Annotated in this window: 16 protein-coding genes; 7 read left to right on the top strand and 9 right to left on the bottom strand. The window is 58.9% G+C overall.

What is annotated here, in order from left to right; genetic code table 11:
• A partial coding sequence (locus tag ACTG3T_RS06250) for an efflux RND transporter permease subunit (protein ID WP_439101403.1) occupies positions 1–3,043 on the top strand: 3,043 nt, incomplete at its 5' end.
• Positions 3,040–3,348, top strand: coding sequence for a DUF3240 family protein (locus ACTG3T_RS06245; RefSeq protein ID WP_439101402.1), 309 nt, complete (start codon positions 3,040–3,042; stop codon positions 3,346–3,348). The genes ACTG3T_RS06250 and ACTG3T_RS06245, both read left to right, overlap by 4 nt.
• Before the next feature lie 383 nt (positions 3,349–3,731).
• On the opposite strand, the gene ACTG3T_RS06240 is transcribed toward ACTG3T_RS06245, so the two are convergent.
• From ACTG3T_RS06240 to ACTG3T_RS06225, 4 genes are all read right to left on the bottom strand, one after another.
• On the bottom strand, positions 3,732–4,373 hold the full coding sequence (locus ACTG3T_RS06240; protein WP_439101401.1) for a MarC family protein: 642 nt from the start codon (positions 4,371–4,373) through the stop codon (positions 3,732–3,734).
• A gap of 29 nt (positions 4,374–4,402) precedes the next feature.
• Positions 4,403–6,652 carry a hypothetical protein gene (locus tag ACTG3T_RS06235; RefSeq protein ID WP_439101400.1) on the bottom strand — a complete coding sequence of 750 codons (2,250 nt, stop codon included), beginning with the start codon at positions 6,650–6,652 and terminating at the stop codon, positions 4,403–4,405.
• A 732-nt stretch (positions 6,653–7,384) separates the two neighbouring features.
• Entirely contained in the window at positions 7,385–9,313 is a 1,929-nt protein-coding gene (locus tag ACTG3T_RS06230) for a DUF5666 domain-containing protein (protein WP_439101399.1), read from the bottom strand.
• On the bottom strand, positions 9,310–10,143 hold the full coding sequence (locus tag ACTG3T_RS06225; RefSeq protein WP_439101398.1) for a DUF6502 family protein: 834 nt from the start codon (positions 10,141–10,143) through the stop codon (positions 9,310–9,312). The genes ACTG3T_RS06230 and ACTG3T_RS06225 overlap by 4 nt, the downstream gene beginning before the upstream one ends.
• 156 nt (positions 10,144–10,299) lie before the next feature.
• Between ACTG3T_RS06225 and ACTG3T_RS06220 the strand changes: the two genes are divergently transcribed.
• Both ACTG3T_RS06220 and ACTG3T_RS06215 read left to right on the top strand, forming a co-directional pair.
• Positions 10,300–11,613: a hypothetical protein gene (locus tag ACTG3T_RS06220; RefSeq protein WP_439101397.1), complete on the top strand. Its 1,314-nt coding sequence runs from the start codon at positions 10,300–10,302 to the stop codon at positions 11,611–11,613.
• A gap of 95 nt (positions 11,614–11,708) precedes the next feature.
• A complete protein-coding gene (locus ACTG3T_RS06215; RefSeq protein ID WP_439101396.1) occupies positions 11,709–12,860 on the top strand; it encodes a saccharopine dehydrogenase family protein in 1,152 nt (383 codons plus the stop codon).
• A 13-nt stretch (positions 12,861–12,873) separates the two neighbouring features.
• Here ACTG3T_RS06215 and ACTG3T_RS06210 read toward each other — a convergent pair whose 3' ends face one another.
• Positions 12,874–13,839 (bottom strand): hypothetical protein, encoded by a 966-nt coding sequence (locus tag ACTG3T_RS06210; RefSeq protein ID WP_439101395.1) that lies wholly within the window; start codon positions 13,837–13,839, stop codon positions 12,874–12,876.
• A 16-nt stretch (positions 13,840–13,855) separates the two neighbouring features.
• The gene (locus ACTG3T_RS06205) at positions 13,856–14,686 is read right to left on the bottom strand and encodes an SDR family NAD(P)-dependent oxidoreductase (RefSeq protein ID WP_439101394.1); all 831 of its coding nucleotides are present in this window, start codon (positions 14,684–14,686) and stop codon (positions 13,856–13,858) included.
• Between the two features lie 197 nt (positions 14,687–14,883).
• Here ACTG3T_RS06205 and ACTG3T_RS06200 point away from each other — a divergent pair, with 197 nt between their 5' ends.
• A complete protein-coding gene (locus ACTG3T_RS06200) occupies positions 14,884–16,128 on the top strand; it encodes an MFS transporter (protein ID WP_439101404.1) in 1,245 nt (414 codons plus the stop codon).
• Here ACTG3T_RS06200 and ACTG3T_RS06195 read toward each other — a convergent pair.
• On the bottom strand, positions 16,113–17,576 hold the full coding sequence (locus ACTG3T_RS06195) for an alanine/glycine:cation symporter family protein (RefSeq protein WP_439101393.1): 1,464 nt from the start codon (positions 17,574–17,576) through the stop codon (positions 16,113–16,115). The genes ACTG3T_RS06200 and ACTG3T_RS06195 overlap by 16 nt on opposite strands.
• 168 nt (positions 17,577–17,744) lie before the next feature.
• On the opposite strand from ACTG3T_RS06195, the gene safD reads away from it, so the two are divergent.
• Positions 17,745–19,112, top strand: coding sequence for a sulfoacetaldehyde dehydrogenase SafD (safD, locus tag ACTG3T_RS06190; RefSeq protein ID WP_439101392.1), 1,368 nt, complete (start codon positions 17,745–17,747; stop codon positions 19,110–19,112).
• A 35-nt stretch (positions 19,113–19,147) separates the two neighbouring features.
• On the opposite strand, the gene ACTG3T_RS06185 is transcribed toward safD, so the two are convergent.
• Together ACTG3T_RS06185 and ACTG3T_RS06180 are read right to left on the bottom strand one after the other, a co-directional pair.
• Positions 19,148–19,780 (bottom strand): c-type cytochrome, encoded by a 633-nt coding sequence (locus ACTG3T_RS06185; protein ID WP_439101391.1) that lies wholly within the window; start codon positions 19,778–19,780, stop codon positions 19,148–19,150.
• A 48-nt stretch (positions 19,781–19,828) separates the two neighbouring features.
• Positions 19,829–20,491: a porin family protein gene (locus ACTG3T_RS06180; RefSeq protein ID WP_439101390.1), complete on the bottom strand. Its 663-nt coding sequence runs from the start codon at positions 20,489–20,491 to the stop codon at positions 19,829–19,831.
• A gap of 166 nt (positions 20,492–20,657) precedes the next feature.
• Between ACTG3T_RS06180 and ACTG3T_RS06175 the strand changes: the two genes are divergently transcribed.
• Positions 20,658–21,938, top strand: a complete 1,281-nt coding sequence (locus tag ACTG3T_RS06175) for an O-acetylhomoserine aminocarboxypropyltransferase/cysteine synthase family protein (RefSeq protein WP_439101389.1) — start codon at positions 20,658–20,660, stop codon at positions 21,936–21,938.
• Positions 21,939–21,956 lie beyond the last annotated feature (18 nt).

The following is a 21,956-nucleotide window of genomic DNA, read 5'->3' as shown; positions in this document are numbered from 1 at the left end:
CAGTTTTGCGCTAACCCAGCGTATGTTTGTCGCGGCGCTCAGTTTTGCCCTGGCCCTGGCGGGGCTTCAGGCCTGGCGCTCCTTACCCATTGATGCTTTTCCGGATATTTCGCCGACCCAGGTAAAGGTCATCCTCAAGGTACCGGGGATGACCGCCGAAGAAATAGAGCGCACGGTCACCTATCCCCTGGAAACAGAACTACTGGGTATTCCCCGACAGCAGATTCTGCGTTCTACCACCAAGTACGCCATCACCGATATCACCCTGGATTTTACCGAGGGCACCGATATCTATTGGGCGCGGCAGCAGGTGAGCGAGCGTCTGGCGGGTCTGATGGGGAGCCTGCCCGAAGGTACCGACGGCGGGCTGGCGCCCATGAGCACGCCGCTGTCAGAGATATTCATGTTCAGTCTGGAAAATCCGAATCTTGAGCTGTGGGAGCGGCGGGAGCTGTTGGATTGGGTGGTTCGGCCGGCCCTGCGCACCGTGGCGGGGGTCGCGGATGTGAACGTGCTCGGCGGTCATGTGCGCAGTATGCAGATCACACCGGATCCTGAGCGCATGCGCGTCGCGGGCGTGGATAACGCGCAGCTGCGCCGTGCCATTGAGGGCAACAATCGAAATGCCGGGGTAGGGCGCCTGGAGCAGGGCAGTGATGCCCTTATTGTGCGCAGCGAAGCACGCCTTGCGGATATCGATGCCCTGCGCAGGCTCGTTGTGAAGAGCGCCGGGGGAGACGCGGTCACCCTGGGGCAGCTGGCCCGCGTGGAGACGAGCCACCTGACTCGCTACGGTGCGGTGACCCGCGACGGTGAAGAAACCACCGAAGGCCTGGTAGTCGCCCTGCGCGGCAGTAACACCGGCGACGTCGTGGCCGCGGTCAAGGCGCGTCTCTCGGAGGTCGAACGCAGTCTGCCGGCTGGTTCTACCCTGAACGTGTTCTATGACCGGGCGCAGCTTATCGAAAGCGCGGTGGGCACCATGTCTCTGGCGCTGTTACAGGCGGTGGTGCTGGTGGGGATCCTGCTCGCCTTGTTTCTGGGGAACATCCGCGCGGCGCTGATCGTCGCGTTCTCCTTGCCCATGGCGGCATTGGTCACCTTTTTACTCATGTCCCTTACGGGGATAACGGCGAACCTCATGAGCCTCGGGGGTCTGGTGATCGCCATCGGGATGCTGGTGGATGCCTCGGTGGTCGTGGTGGAGAACGTGCTCTCACGTCTCGCCGCAAATTCACCCTTGCCAAAAGCACATATTGTGTATCGCGCCGTGCGTGAAGTGGCCACACCGGTGCTGGCCGGTACGATCATTGTGTTGATTGTGTTCTCACCCCTGCTGGCGCTCCAGGGGCTCGAGGGCAAGCTCTTTAGCCCGGTCGCGCTGACCATCGTGTTTGCCATGCTCGCGGCATTGGTGTTTGCCTTTACCGTGGTGCCGGTGCTGGCCAGCGCGGTGTTGGGTACCGCCGGAGCGGTACCGCCGCGCTTTGTGGAGTTTCTGAAAACGCGTTACGCCGGTTCTTTGCGCCTCGCGCTGGACAAACCCTTGATCCCGGCCTTTATAGCCCTGCTGTTGCTGGTGATCAGCGGCTTACTGTTCAGCCAGATCGGACGCACGTTTATGCCGGTGATGGATGAGGGTGACATTATTGTTCAGACGGAGAAGTCACCTTCTATCTCCCTGGCCGCTTCCATCGACATTGACCGTCAAATGGAGATTGCCATGCGCGAGCGGGTGCCGGAAATCCGCCAGGTGGTGGCGCGCACGGGCTCCGACGAACTGGGCCTGGATCCCATGAGCCTGAACGAAACCGATATTTTTATGCAGCTTGCGCCCACGGATGAGTGGCGGCCCGGTGGCAAGCCTGCGCTTATTGCAGCGGTACGCGAGGTGGTCGAGGAGTTTCCGGGGATGTCCTTTGGTTTTACCCAGCCGATTCAGATGCGGGTGTCCGAAATGCTCACCGGCAGCACCGGCGATGTATCCATCAAAGTATTTGGCGATAACCTGCAAACCCTGGGCGTGATCCTCGATCAGATTACGGCAGAGGTTGGGGGGATAACGGGTGCCGTGGATCTCCAGCCCTCGCTTGCGGCCAGCGATGCATTCCTGAATCTGAAATTGCGATCTGAGCTGGCGGCACCTGCCGGATTGGATGCCGATGGCTTTGTGGCTTTTTTGCGGAGCCAGTTTGAGGGTGAACGCGTGGGCACCATCGTGGAAGGTGCCAAGCGCATTCCCGTGATGCTGGCGAGGTCCACCGACGAGCGTCCCGGCAGTGAGGCGGGATTGGCTGACACGCCGTTGCAACTGCCCGATGGCAGCGTGGCGACGGTCGGTGCCATGGCATCTATCACCAAAGCGCCCGGCCCCGTGCTCATCGAGCGTGAGCAGGGGAGCCGTTATGCTGCCCTCAGCCTCAATGTGCAGGGGCGTGACATCGACGGTTTTGTGCGCGAGGCACAGCGGCGACTGTCAGAAGCGGTGACTCTGCCCCCGGGTTACTCCCTGCGCTTTGGGGGTGAGTTTGAGAACCAGCAACGTGCGCTCACCCGGCTCATGACTCTGGTGCCCCTGATGCTGCTACTGATCGTGATCATTCTGTTTGCGACCTTTCGCTCCTTGGCGTTGGCGGGGATGATTCTGGCCAACGTGCCCTTTGCGTTGATGGGCGGCATCGCCGCGCTGTATATAAGCGGGGAGTATCTCTCGGTGCCGGCGAGTGTGGGACTTATTGCCCTGCTGGGCGTGGCGGTGCTCAACGGCGTGGTTATGGTGAGCTACTTCGAGCAGAACGCGAACCAGCTTATGGATATCGGCGAGCGCGTGGTAAGCGGTGCCGCCCAGCGTCTGAGGCCCATCCTGATGACCGCATCCACAGCACTGTTTGGTTTATTACCCCTGGTGTTTGCTACCGGCCCCGGCGCCGAGCTGCAGCGCCCCCTGGCGATTGTGGTGATTGGGGGGCTGCTCAGTTCAACGCTGACCACGCTGTATATTTTACCCATTGCCTATCAGCAGTTGGCGAGGTGGCGCTCATGAACGGTGATGCACTACTGGTTCTCCTGGTACCTCAACCGCGACGGGACGACGTGGTAGACGCGTTGATGTCCATGGAGGCGGTGAGTGGTTTTTCGGTGACCGATGCGGCGGGATTCAGTCGTGCTCACAGCCAGTTAAATCGCCGGGAGCTCGTGCAGGGTTACGGTGACTACGAGCGCTTCGAAGTACTTTGCGACGAAGAAACCCGCAGGGACCTCTTCCAGGCGCTCAAGGATGTAGCCGGTCGGGATCACTTTCGTTACTGGGTGATGCCGGTGCTTGAAGATGGGACTGTGGGTCAATGAAAAGAGCAGAGTTTGCTCTGGGCGATGGCGTTCATAGGTGGCGTTACCAAGACCAAGGGCATGCCCATAAACAGGGCCAGGCTCTTCGCTGTCTGGTGATGGGGTGCTGCATCGATCTCTAAGTCTGTAGAACTGAAGTCGTACCAAGTGGAGTAGTGAGTTTTACGAGGAAATATCTGGACATAAGAAAAACGGTAACAGCATTTAAAACAGGAAGATTTAAAAGGTACCAGGTTTTCTCATGACACTACCCTAACAAGACCTTCGTTTTCGGCGCTGCACCTACGAAAAGCCGTCGATAAGTTACGCTATAGAAACTCCAACGGGGAGAACGCCTACCCTGCTCTCCATGGCTCCATGGCTCCATGGCCCGACTAGTCCTGTCAACCGCCCTTGAGTGCAATCAGCCCCAGATGGTCTAGACCCACGAAAACGGAATCCAGCGCAATCGTTGCGAGGATCAGGCCCGCCACCCGACTGATCACGCTAGCGCCGGTCGTGCCGATGATGCTGATTATCCTCCCTGCGATCAATAACAGGCCCAGGGACAGCAGTAAAACGATTGCCAGCAGTGCCGCAATCATTGCCTGTTCACTAAGTGAAACCATATGGTTGTCAGTCAGCACAACTATAGCGAGAATCGCGCCAGGGCTGGCAATGGACGGCATGGCCAGCGGAAACGCAGCACCCTGAAGATGCTCTCCCTTGTCCATGTCGTACTCGTTGATCTCGGTCGCAGCCTTTGACTCGCCAAACATCATCTGTAGTGCAAAAAGAAAGAGGATTATGCCACCCGCAACTTGGAAGGACCCTAACCGAAGCCCAAGACCCTCAAGCAGCAATTGCCCACAAACAAGGAAGAAGAGCAGCACGCCAGCGGCTATCGCGACGCCTCGCAGCGCAAACGCGCGATGGAGCTTCTCAGGCACCGATGCAGTGGCGTGGATAAAAACGGGGACAGAACCGATAGGATCGACCACCACCAGGAGGGTGATGAACGACTTGATGTACCAGGCTAGATCCATTGATTGCTTAACCTTTTAACGGCAACGCCTCAACCGAAGGGGATGGTGGCCACATCGAGGCTGTCAAGGTTAAGTTCGTAATCAACGCCTTGCTCGAGCTTCGTAAAACCTCCACCAGTCGCTGCATCATAACTGAACACCACATAACGAGTGCCGTCGTCAGCCACGAACACGCCGACGGAATCATTGACCCCCAAGTCAGACGTAACAATCTGTACAGTGGCAATGTGGCCGATCTGGAGTTCGTTGTCGGTGGTAAACGCCTTGATCAGGAACGTGCCCGCCGGGGGCTTTTCGACGGCAATAAAGCGAGCGGCAGCGTCAGATCGAAACACCTGACGTGTGTCCATAGACAAGGGTTGTTGGGGTACGAGCTTGCCGACATATGCGGAGGTCACGCGGCTGTCGATGAGTGAACTCTGAAGAAACTTCAGCTCGCTGGCTGCCTTTTCGGTGACCGGCTGCGCCGTGATTACATAAGAATTGTTTAGGTATTCTCGCAGCTTCTCGCCATCGAAGTCAGCGGGCTCTGGGCCTGGCGACAGTCCTGAAATAGTCAGCAGATTACTCCCAGTTAGCGTCTGCAGCGTGGCACCGGGGATTTCATTAATGTTGACGAGCGCTTCAAAATCGGCGCCGGAGGCTCTCCCTTCGCTGTCCGCGACCTGGGCATTGACCCCCGTTAAATCGATAAACTGTACGGTGCCCGGGGGTTGAGTCAGTACGTCGTCCGCAGTGTAGAGAGACACGGGCTGAGGGCACATAGAGTTGGTTGCCTCCATCCCTTCGTAAGCATACACCTCACCGCTGGCGTTGGTAGCCGCTCGATATTGCCAGGTCTCTTTCCCCGGCGTAATGTCAACCTCGATGAAACGGTTCATGTCGGAGGGGTTGTTGTTGTCATAAACATAAATGCGACGGATGTTCCCGCCTTCGGCACTGAGTGCGTAAGGGGTGACTGCGTGCCCTCCCTCTCCCGCAAGGGTGCTGATAGACAGGACGGCGATGGGGTCGTCGGTGTTGAAGCGGGCCTCGATTTCAGCCATTACCTCTGTGGGCTTTAGCCCCATGCATGCGTTTCTGCGGTCAACGACCGCGTCACGGCGTTGTCCGATCTGCTTGGACGCGATGAGTTCACGTACGTCACCATAGTTGAGGTCGATCGTACGGGCGGCAAGCGGGTTGTAATCTGCCGGCAGAGTTTTTCCCGAGTCCGGGAAAGGCTCGATGCCATTGGCTAGCATGGTCGCCGCCACAGCCATGCCGTTGCAGAGACCATTCGATGCGTTGTGCGGATCTAGGGTCGAAACGAGAAAGAGGCCGTAGGGGTTGAGCGCCTTGCAGCTGCCATTCTCGATGAAGCAGACCACCTCCTTGCCGTATTGCCGGGCAATCAGCTCCTTTGAAAAGATATCATAGGATCCGTCGCCCAGGTTGCTGAAGCCAAAGCCGTCGAGGGTAGGCAGGAACACGCCGCTGGCGTAAACATTAGGTGGCAGATCAACCGCAACCGCCTCGTTCACCGATAGGTTCAGCTCTGCCGCGCCGGTGTTTGACTGCACCACACCAGCGGCACTGCCTCCGGGAACCTCAAGGGAAAAGTCAGCGGTCAACGACAGACTCGAGGCTTCAGTAAACTCACCTAGATCAAAGATGAATTCGACACCGTTGAAATTTTCTCTCAACTCTTCAATCGTCAAGGTGACATCGATACAGCTACCATCGCGCTCAAATAACTGCATCGCCAGCGCATCTTCCTCAAGCCTGACAAAGCATTCGATGCCACCGTCACCCGTCAGGGCCACCGGGGTCAGGGTCAGCACGGCTTCGCCCTGCCCGACAAGGTTCGTTAGCAACCCTGTGTTCGGGTAAAGACGCAGAACGGCCTCCACCGGCTCATTGGTTCGCGTATTGCCCGAGCGATGCAGGTTGTCACCCAGGGTGGTGAGGTAGCCTCCGAAGGGGAACACGAACTGATTGCGGAAATCGAGGCCTTTAGTGAAGACCTGGGACGGATCAAAGAGCCCGAAGGCCGGCGCAGATTCTTCGCGCGCATTGCTCTGCTTATCCAGTAGCTTGAATTCAACCGTGCCGTATGGCCCGCCCTCCAATACGCTGCGGCGGTCAACCTCAGGCTCACTGATGCCGGGCGCTGGCACCGGCGAGACGGAAGAACCCTGATGGCTGTCGCTACCGGAGCCGCAGCCGGCGAACAAAACCAGTGGCCAAAACCATATCATAGCCCTGACGTAAGGCAGGGGCTTCGAGAGAAACTGCATATTAGGCGGATCGTTCCTTAGGCGACCACCGGCAGCCGCCTTGTTACTTAAGCATCAGTGGATTTATCGAAGGTTACAACAGGACCGACCGTGCCTGCGGCGCGCTCGGTAAGACCCTCAAACAATGCCACAACAGCTAACCCCTGGTCTACCTCGAGTCGTCAATACTTGCTGCATATTCCTCGCAAATTATTCATCTCCTCATCCACCCGCACAGTCATTGCTTCGCATGCTTATTGCTCACTTTGCAGCCAGGGCCACGCTGATTGTCAGTGTGCAGGGACGTGACATAGACGGATTTGTGTGCGGAGCGAAGCAATGATAGTCCGAGGTGGTGACCCTGCCCCCGGAGTGCGCGCTGCGCTTTTTTTGGGGGGCGAAAATCATCAGCGTGAGCTCACCCCGCTCATGACCCTGGTGCCACGTATGTGGCTGCTCATTGTCATCATTCTGTTTGCGACTTTCCGCTCGCTGGCTCTTTCGGGGAGCAGGTTCAGGGCTAGGACGATTATGACCGTTTTGAAGTGCTATGCGACGAAGAAACCCGCAAGGATCTCTTGCAGCTGCTCAAGGATGTAGCCAGCCGGGATCACTTTTGTTACTGGGTGATGCCGGTGCTTGAAGAGGGGACTGTTGGCCGATGAAAAAAGCCTGGAGCGTACACCCCAGGCTTTTTTTGAGCTGCTTCGGCCACGCCAAACCTTAAGTCTGAAGAATCAGCGGGCTGACCATTTACCCGGTCGTAGCCGGAGAGTCATCGGAGTCATCGGAGTCATCGGAGTCATCGGAGTCGTCAGAATCATCTGAGTCATCGGAGTCATCGGAATCGTCGGAGTCATCGGAATCGTCTGAGTCATCGGAGTCATCGGAGTCGTCAGAAGCATCGGAATCATCGGAATCACCGGAATCATCTGAGTCGTCTGAGTCGTCTGAGTCGTCTGAGTCATCGGAATCATCCGAATCATCCGAATCATCGTCCTCTAATTCGGACTCCAGGAAGTTGCCGTCCAGATCGAAAACCAGTTCGGTACCGTTGGCGAGATATACCTCAATTTCATTATCGTCGGCGTCCCGCTCGCTAAAGGCAATGTCGGCGTTGGGGAAGTTGGCGCTGATATACGCCAGGATATTGTCCGGAATTTCATCGTTGCCCAGACGCTCCTCGTCATCGTCGCTAAACTCCCGCTCCCCGTCCAATGCCGTGGCGAATTCGAACTCCACTTCCTCCGCAAACCCGTCGGCAGGATTGTCATCACTGACTTTGATGAGGGCGCCCGTGTTGAGGTTGGCAAAAAATAACGCGCTGCTGATGTCGTCGTCACCGGAGTTTTCAAACTCTGCCTGGGTAACATCAAAGGTTACCCCCAGCAGGGTGACGCTGACATTCTCGACAAAGCTCTGCACCGACGCCTGAAGCTCGCTTTCATCATCGTCGTCATCCCGATCAACCCGCGTCGCCAACAAACTGCCGCCGTTGTCGAGAGCTTCCACCTCAAGATAGTCGCCAATGGCCAGATCGCTGATCTTGAGATACTCGATGTCATCACGGTCGTCATCAAACAGCGTTCTGTTGTCGACCGCCACCGTGATTGTCTCTCCGGCGAAGCTAAAGGTTATCGATGTGTCGCTCACCTCCGCCAGGGGCGCTTCTATCTTGATACGTCCGCGACGTTCACTGATCCCTGAGGCGATGATGCGCTCGCCGTTCCAGGTGCCGCTGACCTCGACTATGAGGCCATTGCGCAGAGCAGGGCTGCCTTGGGTGCCAAGGGCGCTGGTATCGATGAGCAGGTCGCCAATGCGGAATTCAGTGCCGCCATCAAAAGCCGCAACGACCCCTTCCACTGTGACCTGGTCATCAACTTGCAAGACCGCAGACCGGTCGTTCCCTTCGATTTCGCTCGCGACAATTACGCCGTCTACCAGTTCGCCCTCTACCTTTACGATGAGACCGTTGCTGAGGCCTGTGCTCGTTGATATGTCGTCAAGGACGGCGTTACTGGCGTCGACGGGCTGCTTGCCAATGATGAAGGTCTGGTCAACGAGGTTGCTGATTGCGCCGCTGACCGTTACCTCGTCGTCAGCCGTCTTGTCGCCCTCTAATCGGGTTGCCCGCAGGCGCCCCTCGTCGTCGATGTAGCCGGATACCTCGACCAGATCTCCTACGACAATACTGTCAAAACTACTGTCCTCAAAAACCGTGCTGGTGCGTTCGATGATGACGCTCTGGCCTAAAATGCTCAGGCGTGCGCTGGTGTTGTCGGTGTTGAGTTCAATGCTGGCAACGGGGCCCAGTATTTCCGGAGTGTAGTCGACCCGATCGGCAACGCCGTTGATGCCGTCATCGTTCACGCTGCCAGACAGGCTCACGACCATGCCGAGGCCCAACTGATCTTCGCTGGCCGGTTCCCCATCAACGAAGATTTCGGCTTCGTCTACGTCAAAGCGTATGCCATTCACAAAGATACTGCCGGTGCCATTGATGGTGCCGCTACCCGAGAAGCCAGTTCCGCCGATCCCGCCCCCGTCGCCGCCGGTAACTCGGGCAACGAGATCGCCTCCACCGCCACCGCCGCCGCATGCAGAGAGGCACAAAAGGCTCCCGGCAGTGAGCAGGGACAGGGTTTTTCTTGCAATGCATGGACTAAAGGTCGGTTTCATGGTGTCAGGTCCTCGTGCAGCGTGTCGTCGTAGTAATAGATACCCACGGACACGTATCGGTGTTTTTCGGTGTTTTCGTCGGCATCGTGTGTTTCGGATGCAATCTCATGTTCGACCAGCCAGGCGTGATACTCCTCCAGCAGTTCCTGCGACTTTTGAGTCGATAGCTGCCGGAAGGCCCCAAGGGCAGCCTCTGAAACGCTGCCATTGGATACTTTTCGCTGGAAGACGCGTTCCGATTTTGGATGCGTCAGGTTGTGGTCGATCGTGGTGATGAGCTCGGCCACATCACTGCCCAGAATATCCAGGCTTGCGGCGGGTGTTTGCGTCGGAAGATAGGCGCGATCCAGTAGCTGTACGCCGCCGTTGGTGCTGGCGACGGTTCCGCTGTCCTCCAGTGCCGAGAGCATTGCGGCCACCGGCACATCGCCCGAATAGTCTTTGACCAGCGCTTCGAAGCCGTTAGTGCCCTGGATTGCAAGCACCGCCGGTTCGCCTTTGTCGTCCAAAAAGCGCGGGTCTACGGTCCAGGCCGTGATGACGCGAACCGCTCGGTTGTAGCGACGGTCACTTTCCAGCCCGGAGTCCACATCGAGAGTAGCCAGCCGGGACGCCTCTTTTCGGGTCAGGCCGGTCATGGCGGCAACGCTGGAAATGCTGCCGCGTTTGCCCGAGCGTTGCAGCTGATCCAGACTCTCATCCACGAAGGCTTTACGGGCCAGTTCTGCGAATGATCCATAGGCCATACCGTGATGGAGCATGACGCGGGCAAGAGGCTTGAGAAGCCTCAGAATTGCGCGGATCAGCGCTGTTTGAGCATCATCTTTCATGGTTGGGATTATTTTCCCAATGATAATGAAAGTCAATACCCTTTAGGCCAGGTAGCAGGCCTATCGAAGGCTTTAGCGTTAAAGGGAAGCCTGCGCCGAAGCCTCACTGCGCGTATGATCGGCCTTCTGTCGAATTCCCGGATATGTGGTTCTCTCATGCGACTCTGGTTTGTCCTTTTTCTGTGTTCCCTGCTCACCAGCCCCGTCTGGGCCTGGTCTGATCATGCAAGCCTCCTGTGGCCGCTGGTGCGAAGTCAGCCAGAGCTCCTGGAGGCCTCCCTGGAGGCCGAGTCTCTCGATGCGTTTTTGCAGGCAGAGGCGTCCGGCCTGGTAGACGTATTGGACCGCCATGAGGCGATGTCCCGGGAGACCATGCCCCATTACGCGCCCCGTCCCGATGCTTTGGCGTTTTCCGCAGACGCCCACGATTTGCGTGACGTCTTTCTGCGCGCTATCCGGGTGAACCCTGAGCTTGCCTATCCACTCTATCGGCAAACCACAGTGGAAGACCCTTCCGTTCCTCGCTCCAAAGCGCAGCGCTTTGCCGATCTGAGTTTTCTCGACGGCGGGGTGTCCCACGATTCCATCGTCTATATCGCGCTTCAGAGCGGTGATCGGGTGGCGCCGGCGCATGTGCTGGCGAGTGGCAGTGATGAACCGGACTTTGGTATGGATATCGGTCTCTTTGCGGATAACGACACGGACTTTGGGTCTCAGTATGGGTTTGGGGATCAGCCCTTTGGCAATCCCAACCTCGAATACAGCTCCCAGGCGCCGTTTCACATGGGCTTTTATCACCTGGACTGGGTGACGCGAAAAGCCCAGCCGGATTTGCTGCGCACCTATCCTGAATGGCGGGTGTCGCTGTTCCGTGCGCTGTCCCGTTTTGCCTTTGAGACCGGTCACGACTATTGGGGCTGGCGCTTTGCCGGCTGGGGGCTCCATTACATCGGGGACCTCACGCAGCCTTATCACGCTCACCCTCTACCGGGCGTCGGCACCCTCAAAGGTATCTGGACGGTGCTTCGGGGAAAGACCGAAGAAGCCATTCAGTTGGTGTCCAACCGTCACGGAGTGCTGGAGTCCTATCAGTATCAGCGGGTCCAAAAAGCGCTTGAAGAGAAGTCCTGGGATAACGTGATTCTGGCCGCCGTCGCCAGTGGCGAACCGGTGCCGGAGTTTGACGACTTAACGGTGCGCAATGAGCTGACGAAAGAAAGCGTCGACGCGGGCAAAGATCTCGATCTGGCGCTCGTTGCGGATATGCCCCCGCGCTACGTGTCTGACCCTGCTTTTGAGTGGAACGGTTCCGGCGAAGAGGCGGCTATCGTGGTGACCGTTGCCAGTGACCGGGGAGAGGTGGCCATCGAAACGCTGGATACGGTGATCGCAGAGCAAATGCTCCGTTTCTCCCGCTTTGCCCAGGCGTGGATCAATGATGCGAAACGGGCGGGGACGACGGATAGCTAGCGGGAGTGAGAGCACCTCCGTCGGTTGCCCGGCCGGGCTTTCCCGTCTAGTCTTTGAGTTCTTCCTAATAACTCCCAAACAAAGGATGCCCCCGCATGACGGACACCCGAGATTTTGACATTGTGGTCTTTGGCGCCACCGGTTTTACCGGCAAGCTCATTTGCGAATACCTCCATCAGAGCTACGGCGATGAGCCTGAGTTTCGCTGGGCCATGGCGGGTCGAAACAGCGCCAAGCTGGAGCAGGTACGCGATGAGTTGGGGGTCGACAGCAGCGTCCCGTTATTGGTCGCCGACAGCGATGATCAGGGGAGCCTCGACAAACTGGCAGGTTCAACGCGGGTCCTGCTCAGCGCCGCCGGTCCCTACCAGCAGTACGGCAGCAACATGGTGGACGCCTGCGCCCGCCTGGGTACGGACTACGTTGACCTCAATGGCGAACCCCTGTGGATGAAGGACATGATCGCGGCCAATGATGAAAAGGCCCGCGCCAGCGGTGCACGCATTGTCTTCTCCTGTGGTTTTGACTCATTGCCCTCGGATCTTGGCGTGCACCTTTTGCAACAGGTGGCTAACGCGAAGTTCGGCGCCCCCTTGCCCCGGGTCAAATGTCGCGTAAAGGCCATGCAAGGCACGGCCTCCGGCGGAACCGTGGCGTCCTTTAAAGGCACCATGGCCTCTATCAAGGCGGATCCCGCACTATTTGCTGATCTCATCAATCCCTTTGTGCTCACTGATGGTTTCACCGGGCCGGAGCAGCCTCCGGGTAACGAAATGATCTTTGAGGAGGATCTCAACAACTGGTCCGGCCCCTTCATCATGGCCTCCATCAACACCAAGAACGTGCACCGCTCCAATCAGTTGCTGGGTCATGCCTACGGCAGCGACCTGGTGTATGACGAGATGATTCTTTTGGGAGAGAGCAAGCCCGATGCCGCCGGCGGCGACATGGCACTGGACATGACGCTCAAGCCCGGCGAGGGTCCCAGCAAGGAGGAGCGCGAGGCCGGTTTCTACGACATGCTCTACGTTGGCAGCAACGAAAACGGCGACAGCGTAACGGTGCAGGTGTACGGGGATCGCGACCCCGGCTACGGCTCCACCTCCAAGATGATTGCCGAGGCGGCCATCTGTCTGGCGCAAACCCCAAAAGGCCACGGGGGATGCTTTACCGCAGCGCCGGTGATGGGGGAGCCCCTGCGCAAGCGCCTCCAGGATCACGCGGGTGTGTCCTTTACGGTGCTGTAGCGCCCGCGGCTGGTTACAAAGAAGAACCACCTGCGGTGATTGCCCGGGTCCGGGGGAGCGTCGCATAGCGGCGATGCAGCCAGGCCCGCCAGTCATCCTTCAGGGATGCTGTTCCCCCCGGATAATCCTCCAGGGTTTTTCCCAGGTCCCGTCGCGCTCCACAGCGGCCGGCGTAGGCTTCACGAACGGTGCCCCTGAGCGTCTGCGCGCCGTCGGGGGTATCCATGAGGAATGCGATCAGCGCCCAGGCACTGGCGTAGCGTCTCTCGGCGTCTTCGGCCATCCATTCCTGCTGTGACAAGGTCGTGAGTGTTTTTACCCCCACTACGCCTTTGCGCTGCAACAAACGAAGGTGAGCCTCGTTGGCTTTGAAACGTGTGTTGGTGCCAGCCACATCCAGGGACTCATAGTGTTCTGCCAGTCCCTCGTTGAGCCATGGCGGTGTGGCGCCAAGATGGCGCGCGGTGATGAGGTGGGAGATTTCATGAAAGGCGTTGCCCAGGGCGCTGGCGCGAAAGGCCGGCGTGTAGAGGATCAGGGCCTCGTTACTGCGCATGCGATAGAAGCCCGTGGTGGTCCATTCCTCACCATTGGGTTTGCCATAAATTTCTCTGAAGCGCCGGGCGTCCCCTAAAAATCGGATATTGATCTGCGATTGCCTCAGGGCGGCGTCCCCCAACCAGTCCTGCCACTGCTTGTAGGTTTGCGTCGTGCCCACGGCAATCTTTTTTTCCAGTGCCCGGTTGAGCGTGATGCCCTCGGACTCCACACGAATAGAAAACGCTTCCCTCGACCCCGAGGCATTAATGCGGACGTCGGCGCAGTCACTGGCCGCCAGGGGAGAGGGTGGCGGCTCGCTCGGGGATTTGTAGAACAGCGCCACTACTACGCCCCCACAGAGTCCGACGATGACGCCAAAGATGACTCCGGCGGTGACGGTATTTCGGTGTTGCCGTGCCTGGTCCTTTAAGCCCCCCATGCCCTACGCCGTGATCCTAGCCGGGCATGACTTCGTTGTAATCGGCTGTAATGCGGCCAAGGCGCTCTTTCATCATCGGCCAGAAATCCGGGTGGGTGAACAGGTAAAAGGTGCCCGAGGCCATACCGTTCACCACGCGCTCGGCGAGAGCCTCAACGCTGATGCCCTCATTGGCAATGATTTCGTCGATCATGTTCATGCCATCCTGATCGCCGGCGGCCTGAGCCGCTTCGCTGGCATCAGGGTGGTTGCGACGGCTCTGGGCTATGCGGGTTTTTACCCACGCGGGGCAGAGCACTGAGATTTCGATGTTCGATTCGGCGAGTTCCTGGCGCATGGTTTCGGAGTAGCCGACGACAGCGAATTTGGTGGCGCAGTAAGCCCCCATGCCGGGGTTTGCAATGTGACCCGCGAGAGAAGCCGTGTTGATGACGTAACAGGGCTCGCCCGATGCGCGCATGGCCGGCAGAAAGAACTCGACCCCGTACACCACGCCCAGCAGGTTAACGTCCACCACCCAGCGCCAGTCCTGTAACGGTGTCTCCCCCGCGGGGGCGTGACCGCCACCCACGCCAGCATTGTTAAACAGGAAATTCACTTTGCCGTGGGTGGCCAGGGTGCGCTCGGCAACCTCGCGATAGGCGTCGGCGTCTCGCACATCGAGCACTTCGGTGTGTACCGTGATGCCCTCAGCACGCAGCTCTTCCGCTGCCTTGTCCAGCGTGTCGGCTTCCACATCGGCCAGCACCAGGGTCATGCCCTTGAGTCCCAGCGCGCGTCCCACGCCAAGGCCGATGCCGGCGGCGCCGCCAGTGATAAATCCCACGGTGTTTTCGAAGCTGTTCATAGCGGATCCTGTTGGTAAGAGGAATGGTCGGGAAGCTGCGCACAATAAGGGGAACCGGGGATCGGGTCCAGCGGGTATACTGGGACCTGTGCCCCCGTTTTCTCTTGTTTCGCCGATTGTGATGCCACAGCCGCTGCCGGCACTTATGAGTTCAGCCCTATGACGCTACTGTTTAAGCCGCCGGAGTAACATAGCCCATCGCAACAGCGACCACAGAGCTAGACAGCGATAAGGCCGGGCATCGCTCGGCTTTTCGTGAACCGCGTTTTCGTCGTTATTTTCCCTCCACCTGCCTCTCGACCCTGGGCACCTGGATCATCCGTTTTCTGTTTGGCTGGGCGGCCTGGGAACTAGCCGGCTCGGCCTTTTGGGTAGGTACTATTGCCGGGCTCATGCTTGTGCCGACCTTTTTGCTGACGCCGGTTTTTGGGATTACTGCCGATCGCATCAACCCCCGTAACGGGCTGTTGGTGACCATCAGCCTTGCGGGGCTCCTCTCGGCCCTTGCGGCCATCACCGCTACCCTGGGGTTGTTGGAGCTGCCGGCCCTGGCCGTGCTGGCCCTCGCTTTTGGTGCGGTGACTTCGGCTCACACACCGATCCGCCTGGCGTTTTTGCCGCGACTGGTGGAGCGCGAGGCGCTGCCGAGTGCCATCGGTTATTCGGCGATCATCTTCAACACTTCGCGCATCATCGGGCCTGCCCTGGGTGCATGGCTGCTGGTGGTCTCATCCGTGCCCGCAGCTTTCGCCACCGCGGCGTTGATCTGCATCGGTGCTGTGCTACTGCTGACGCGGGTTAAGGGCACCGAGCGGGAAGAGAGCACTGAAGAGAGAGCGCCCTTTATTGCCCAGCTGCGCGCAGGGCTTGGGTATCTGCGCCGCGATACGATGCTTCGCCAGGTTTTTTTGCTGACTTTGGCCAGCGGCATGTTGGGACGCACGGTGATCGAATTGCTGCCTGCGGTCTCAGGGAAGTTGCTCGCCGGCGATTCGGCAACTCTTGCAACACTCACCGCTGCGGCAGGCACCGGTTCGATTCTGGGAGGGTTGCTCTTGTCGAGGCAGAGCGGTCATCTGCGACGGCTTTATCACATTGTTCTTCTTGGGCTCTCGCTTTCGGCCATGACGGCAATGAGCGCCGGGCTCTGGCGGGAGCTGTGGATCACCACCCTCGCCATCGGCTTGATTGCCGGCTGCACCACGACCATCGGTACCGGTTGTCAGGCACTTACACAGCTTATCGTGGATGAAAATTACCGCGGTCGGGTGATGAGCCTCTGGGCGGTCGTGGCCATGGGGACGCCAGCGGTGGGGGCGGTCCTGGTAGGCACCGTGGCCGATGTTGCCGGCTTTCCTTTGGCTTTTGCCGGTACCGCCTTTTTTGCGTTGGTGGTGGTACTCAGGCTGCGCAGTCGCGCGCCGGATCACTCTGCTTCGTAGGGCGTTATGCGGCCGTTGGCAATGCCCTGGCGGAAGCGCGCGACATCAGCTTTAACCTCGGGAGCAAACAGATACAGGCCGATGATGTTCGGCACGGCAATGAGAAACACCATGGCATCCGAGAAGGCGAGCACCGACTCCAATTGAATCATGCAGCCCAGGGCTAAAAATCCGCAAAAGACGAATTTGAAGGTGTTCTGCACCACCGCGCCCTCACCCATCAGATAAGTGCAGGCTTTGAGGCCGTAGTAACTCCAGGACACCGCGGTGGAGAACGCAAACAACAGGGCTGCCACGGCGAGGGGGTAGGGCGCCCAGCTCACGTGATGGGCAAAGGCAGCGGAGGTGAGTGCGATACCTTCCAGGCCGCTGTCCATCAAACCGTTAGGGAACGCGGTTACAACAATCACCAGAGAGCTCAGGGTGCATATGACCACCGTATCGATAAACGGCTCCAGCAGTGAGACCAGGCCCTCGGAGGCGGGTTCATCGGTTTGTACCGCCGAGTGGGCAATGGATGCCGAGCCGATACCCGCTTCGTTGGAAAACAGTGCGCGCTGAAAACCCACGATCATGGCGCCGATCATACCCCCGGTGGCGCTCTCCCAGGTGAAGGCGGTGCTGACGATCAGACTCAGGGCCTGGGGGATTTCGGCATAGCTCAATAGAATAATCACCAACGCTGAGACCACGTAGAGCAGTGCCATGGCCGGGACCACCTTGGCCGCAAAACCGGCAATGGTGCGTATCCCGCCGATGATCACCAGCCCTACCAGTACGGCGATACCGATGCCAAACAGCCAGCCCTTGTCGGCAAAGAAGCTCTGATCGCCGCCGCTGATATTCACAAACTGCACGTAGGCCTGGTTCGACTGAAACATATTGCCGATGCCCAGGCAGCCGATCATGAGGCTGGCGGCATAAAAGGCCCCCAGGGCCTTGCCGAGCTTTGGCCACGCGCGGACGCTCAGCCAGTACTCCAGGTAGTACATGGGGCCGCCGGAGACCGAGCCATCGGGATTGTGCCGGCGATACTTCACGCCCAGGGTGCATTCCACGAGCTTGGTGCTCATGGACAGCAGGCCCGCCACCACCAGCCAGAGAGCTGCGCCGGGACCGCCGATGCTGATTGCCACAGCCACGCCACCGATGTTACCGATGCCGACGGTGCCGGATACCGCAGTGGCTACCGCGCGGAAGTGGGAAATTTCTCCCGGCGCGTCGGGGTCGTGATAGTCCCCGCGGATGATTTTTACCGCAAGGGGGAATGCGCGAACATTGAGGAAGCCCAGGTACACGGTAAAAAAACTCGCGGCCACGGCGAGCCACAGCACAATCCAGGGAACGGGTATGCCGGCAATGGGAACCTCGTAAAAAATAAAAGACGCCAGGCCATCGGCGAAGGGTTTGATAAGGGCTTCGACGGTGGCATCAATGGACTGACTCATGAACGAATCTCTGGCACTGGAGTCACGACCATACCGGCTGTGGCGAGCAACACAAGGTTTGGGCGGAGACCTGCCTTAAAAATCCCCCGGCGCCGGCGCTGGTTTTTTTATGGACTAAGCGTCGACAATAGAAGTAACGACATCAACCCGATGGTGAGAGCACAGCCCATGACAACTTACTCGGTTATCAATCCCTGGAATGACGAATGTCTGGGGGAGTATGTTTACGCAGACGGCGAGGCGGTTGCCGAAAGCCTGGCAATCCTGCGTCGCGGCGAAGCGGTACAGCGCAAGCTATCTGCTCATGAGCGTGCGGAAATTCTGAGGCGGCTGGCAGGGTTGCTCAAAGCGCACCGGGAAGAGCTTGCCGCGCTGGTCACCGCAGAAGTCGGCAAGACGATCTCCGATGCCCGGGTGGAACTGGATCGGGCAATCAATACCACCATCGCCTCCGCCGAGGAGGCCCGGCAGATCGCCGGTGAGGCGTTGGATTCTGATGCCTATCCACCGACTCGGGAGCGCATCGGCGTGGTGCTATGGCGACCCCTGGGTACAGTGCTGTGCATCACGCCCTTTAACTTCCCGCTGAACATCGCCATGCACAAGCTCGGGCCGGCCTTTGCTGCGGGCAACACGGTGCTGTTCAAGCCCGGTCCGCAAAATACTGCATCGGCGCGGCGTCTGGTGGAGCTGTGCTATGAGGCGGGGATGCCCTGTGAGACGCTGCAGCTGTGCATACCTGATGTACCGGCCATGGCGGAGCTGGTGGCCCATCCGCAAATCAAGGCGATTAACTTTACCGGGGGTACTGCGGCTGCTCACGCTATTGCCCAGGCAGCGGGGTTCAAAAAACTCCTTTTGGAGCTTGGCGGTAATGATCCGCTGATCATCATGCCCGATGCCGACATCGACGGGGCGGTTGCGTCTGCCATCAATCAGCGCTTCGCCACCGCCGGACAGCGCTGTACCGCGACCAAGCGGGTATTTGTGCACCGCGAGGTTTACGCGGGTTTCCGGGATGCGCTGGTAGAGAAAACCCGGGCGCTCGCGGTGGGGAACCCGAGTTTGGAGGAGACCTTCGTCGGCCCGGTGATTCACGCTCAGGCCGCCGACGAAATCAGCGGACGGATTGAGGAGGCCCTGTCCCGGGGAGCGGTGCTCGCCTGCGGTCATAAACGCGAGGGGAATCTCCTGTGGCCCACGGTGATCGAGCAGGTGCCCGATGATGCGACCCTGGTGGCCGAGGAGACCTTCGGGCCCGTGCTGCCGCTGCGGCAGTTTGATGATCTTGATGAGGTGATCGCACTGGTGAATGCCTCGCCCTATGGTCTTCAGGCGGGTGTGTTTACCCAGGACATTCGTGTGATGCGACGGCTCTTTGATGAACTGGACGTGGGACTTTTAGCCACCAACGACGGACCGGGCTTTCGTGCAGAGCACTTTCCCTTTGGCGGCGTCAAAGACAGTGGTATCGGTCGCGAAGGGGTGAAGTACGCCATCCGCGAGATGAGTTATCAGAAGACCCTTATCTTATAAAAAGTCTTATAAACAGTCTTATAAGGAGTCCCAGATCAGCGGCTTCGATACAGTCCCACGTGCACCAGCGGTGTGTTTGCCGGCGTGCCTGGCTTCACCTGCTGGGGGACTTTGTTCTTCACGGGCTCCAGCGACAGTAGGTAGCTGCCAATGGCGCGCGCATCTTCATTGTTTAGTTGGGCGTAGCTTGTCCAGGGCATGATGGCCATGGTTTGACGACCGTGGCGGGTTTTGCCACTGCGAAGCAGGGTGACTATGTCATCAAGGGTCCAGTCGCCTAACCCCGTCTCTTTATCTGGCGTGAGATTGGGGGGATAAACGGCACCCGGGTAATTGTTGACCATAGGGTTGCTATAGGCGATCCCGATGGTGGAGCCTGCGAGAGTTTTACTCGGGTCCGGTTTGCCGATGAGTGCGCCATCGGTGTGACAGCTCGCGCAGCCCAGCAAATTCACCAGGTAGCGTCCCTTGGCAACGTCATCACCATTAGCCCCCTTGGGCAGATCGAGGCCCTTGCTGGCCTCCACAGAAGTCATGCCCTTAAGTGGGTTTGCCTTTGAGCCCGTGCTTCGCTCATCCGCGGCTGCCGCAAACGAGGGTACGATAAAAGCTGAGACCAGACCTGCTGTGAAAGCGATCCCCATGATCACCCAGAACTTTCTATCCATGGATCTCTACCCTCTGCGTCAAAATTGTCACGCCGTTGCTATGGCGTTTTAAAACTGCCAGCCCAGCTCGGCGCGAAAAGCATCGAAGCTCGGGTCAACGCCCTGTCCACCGTCAATCGTTGTCTGTTCCCAGCCACCGCGAACAAACATGCCGCGGCCAAATTCGTAGCGCAGTCCTGCGCCGATGTTCCAGCTGAAATTCGTCTCAGCATAGGTGGAGTAAAAGTTGCTGCAGATGTAGCCCCACCAGGGATCCCACCAGCAGCCGGTGCTCGGTGGTCCGTCGGCCACGTTGGAATCCAGATAGGTCCAGCCGATGCCGGCCTGAAGATACGGTGTGAAGGGGCCGTCCAACACATTCCACACGCCGTTGAACTGGCCGGTAAATGCCGAGAGACGATGGTTGATCTCGACCAGGCCCTCGTCTTCGGTATCAAGCACCGCGTCGTAATCCGCCCGGGACCAGGCACCGTCAAAGCGCAGCGCAAGATTCTGGGTGAAGTTGTAGCCCGCGCTGAATGCCAGGCCATAGCCGCTGTCTATGTCTACCGAGGACTCATTGAGGCCGTCGCTGCTCTCCGAGCCGGTGAGATACAGCCCGAAGGTGGTTTCCCATTTGCCTGCCCGCTGCACGCCGGGGCCGGCAAACTGGGCCTGAGCGCTGAGGGAGACCAGGGTCAAACCGATGATAATGAGACGCGCGGCGCGCATATGGATGTTTCCTTTGGCTGTGTTGTAAAAAATTATAGCAGTCCCCTTCGGTAATTCCCTATTGCAATTCAGTGCTCCGCTCGCCCAGGATAGCCCCCGGCCGCCGGGCCATCGAGGCGCCTTCGAATTCCCGCTAAATACATTCAGTAACGACGAGACACATACTATGAAACCCGAAACTATTGCCCTGCACGCAGGCTACGAGGGCGACCGCGGCAACACTCGCGCCGCGACGACGCCCATCTACCAGACCACGTCCTTCACTTTTGATGACACACAGCACGGTGCTGACCTGTTCAATCTGGCCGTGCCGGGCAATATATACAGCCGCATCATGAATCCCACCAACGGGGTGCTCGAGGAGCGCCTGGCGCAGTTGGAAGGAGGTGTTGGGGCCCTGAGCGTGGCGTCCGGTATGGCCGCGATCCGCTATGCCATCGAGGCTATCACCGAGGCCGGCAACAATATCGTGAGCACCTCCCAGCTCTACGGCGGCACCTACAATCTGTTTGCCCACACTTTTCCCCGGCAGGGCATCGAGGTGCGTTTTGCCGAAGCGGACGATTTTGACGCCGTCGCCGCGCTTATTGACGACAACACCCGGGCGCTGTTTTGCGAGTCCATCGGCAACCCTGCGGGCAATATTGTCGATATTCAGCGCTGGGCGGATATTGCCCACGCCGCGGGTGTGCCGTTGATTGTCGACAACACCGTGGCCACGCCGGTTCTGTGTCGGGTGTTTGATCACGGTGCGGATATCGCCGTGCATTCGCTCACCAAGTACATTGGCGGCCACGGCACCACCATCGGTGGCGCCATCGTGGATTCAGGCAAGTTCGACTGGGCGGCGCAGCCCGAGCGTTTTGCCGTGATGAACACGCCAGATCCCTCCTATCATGGCGTCGTGTATACCGAGGCCCTGGGCCCTGCGGCGTTTATCGGCCGCTGCCGCGTGGTGCCGCTGCGTAACACCGGCGCGGCGTTAGCGCCTCACAGTGCCTTCTTGATTATGCAGGGTCTGGAGACCCTGGCCCTGCGCATGGAGCGTCACTGCGAAAATGCCGAGAAGGTCGCGGACTATCTTCTGGGCCATTCCGCGGTCACCAAGGTCAACTACGCGACCCTGCCGGACAGTCCCTATGCGGAAACCTGCCAGAAAATCTGCGGCGGCCGCGCCTCCGGCATCATCAGTTTTGAGCTCGAGGGTGGCCATGAAGCGGGGGCGCGGTTTATCGATGCGCTGCAGTTAATCCTGCGACTGGTGAACATCGGGGATGCGAAGTCCCTGGCCTGTCATCCGGCAAGTACCACGCACCGGCAGCTTAACGCCGAAGAGCTGGCGTCCGCGGGGGTTAGCGAGAGTATGGTGCGCCTGTCTATTGGCATCGAGCACGTGGATGACATCATCGCGGATCTGGATCAGGCGCTGGCTGCCAGCGCCGCGTAGGAACTGAGGGAGCGGACC

Source organism: Congregibacter sp. (assembly GCF_965660375.1).
Taxonomy (GTDB): domain Bacteria; phylum Pseudomonadota; class Gammaproteobacteria; order Pseudomonadales; family Halieaceae; genus Congregibacter.
Note: the sequence above shows the minus strand (reverse complement) of the source record. Positions and strands in the feature narration are given on the sequence as shown.

Coding starts and splice junctions, on each gene's coding strand:
- ACTG3T_RS06245 (WP_439101402.1), top strand. CDS start 3,040: ATGAACGGTGATGCACTACTGGTTCTCCTGGTACCTCAACCGCGACGG.
- ACTG3T_RS06240 (WP_439101401.1), bottom strand. CDS start 4,373: ATGGATCTAGCCTGGTACATCAAGTCGTTCATCACCCTCCTGGTGGTG.
- ACTG3T_RS06235 (WP_439101400.1), bottom strand. CDS start 6,652: ATGCAGTTTCTCTCGAAGCCCCTGCCTTACGTCAGGGCTATGATATGG.
- ACTG3T_RS06230 (WP_439101399.1), bottom strand. CDS start 9,313: ATGAAACCGACCTTTAGTCCATGCATTGCAAGAAAAACCCTGTCCCTG.
- ACTG3T_RS06225 (WP_439101398.1), bottom strand. CDS start 10,143: ATGAAAGATGATGCTCAAACAGCGCTGATCCGCGCAATTCTGAGGCTT.
- ACTG3T_RS06220 (WP_439101397.1), top strand. CDS start 10,300: ATGCGACTCTGGTTTGTCCTTTTTCTGTGTTCCCTGCTCACCAGCCCC.
- ACTG3T_RS06215 (WP_439101396.1), top strand. CDS start 11,709: ATGACGGACACCCGAGATTTTGACATTGTGGTCTTTGGCGCCACCGGT.
- ACTG3T_RS06210 (WP_439101395.1), bottom strand. CDS start 13,839: ATGGGGGGCTTAAAGGACCAGGCACGGCAACACCGAAATACCGTCACC.
- ACTG3T_RS06205 (WP_439101394.1), bottom strand. CDS start 14,686: ATGAACAGCTTCGAAAACACCGTGGGATTTATCACTGGCGGCGCCGCC.
- ACTG3T_RS06195 (WP_439101393.1), bottom strand. CDS start 17,576: ATGAGTCAGTCCATTGATGCCACCGTCGAAGCCCTTATCAAACCCTTC.
- safD (WP_439101392.1), top strand. CDS start 17,745: ATGACAACTTACTCGGTTATCAATCCCTGGAATGACGAATGTCTGGGG.
- ACTG3T_RS06185 (WP_439101391.1), bottom strand. CDS start 19,780: ATGGATAGAAAGTTCTGGGTGATCATGGGGATCGCTTTCACAGCAGGT.
- ACTG3T_RS06180 (WP_439101390.1), bottom strand. CDS start 20,491: ATGCGCGCCGCGCGTCTCATTATCATCGGTTTGACCCTGGTCTCCCTC.
- ACTG3T_RS06175 (WP_439101389.1), top strand. CDS start 20,658: ATGAAACCCGAAACTATTGCCCTGCACGCAGGCTACGAGGGCGACCGC.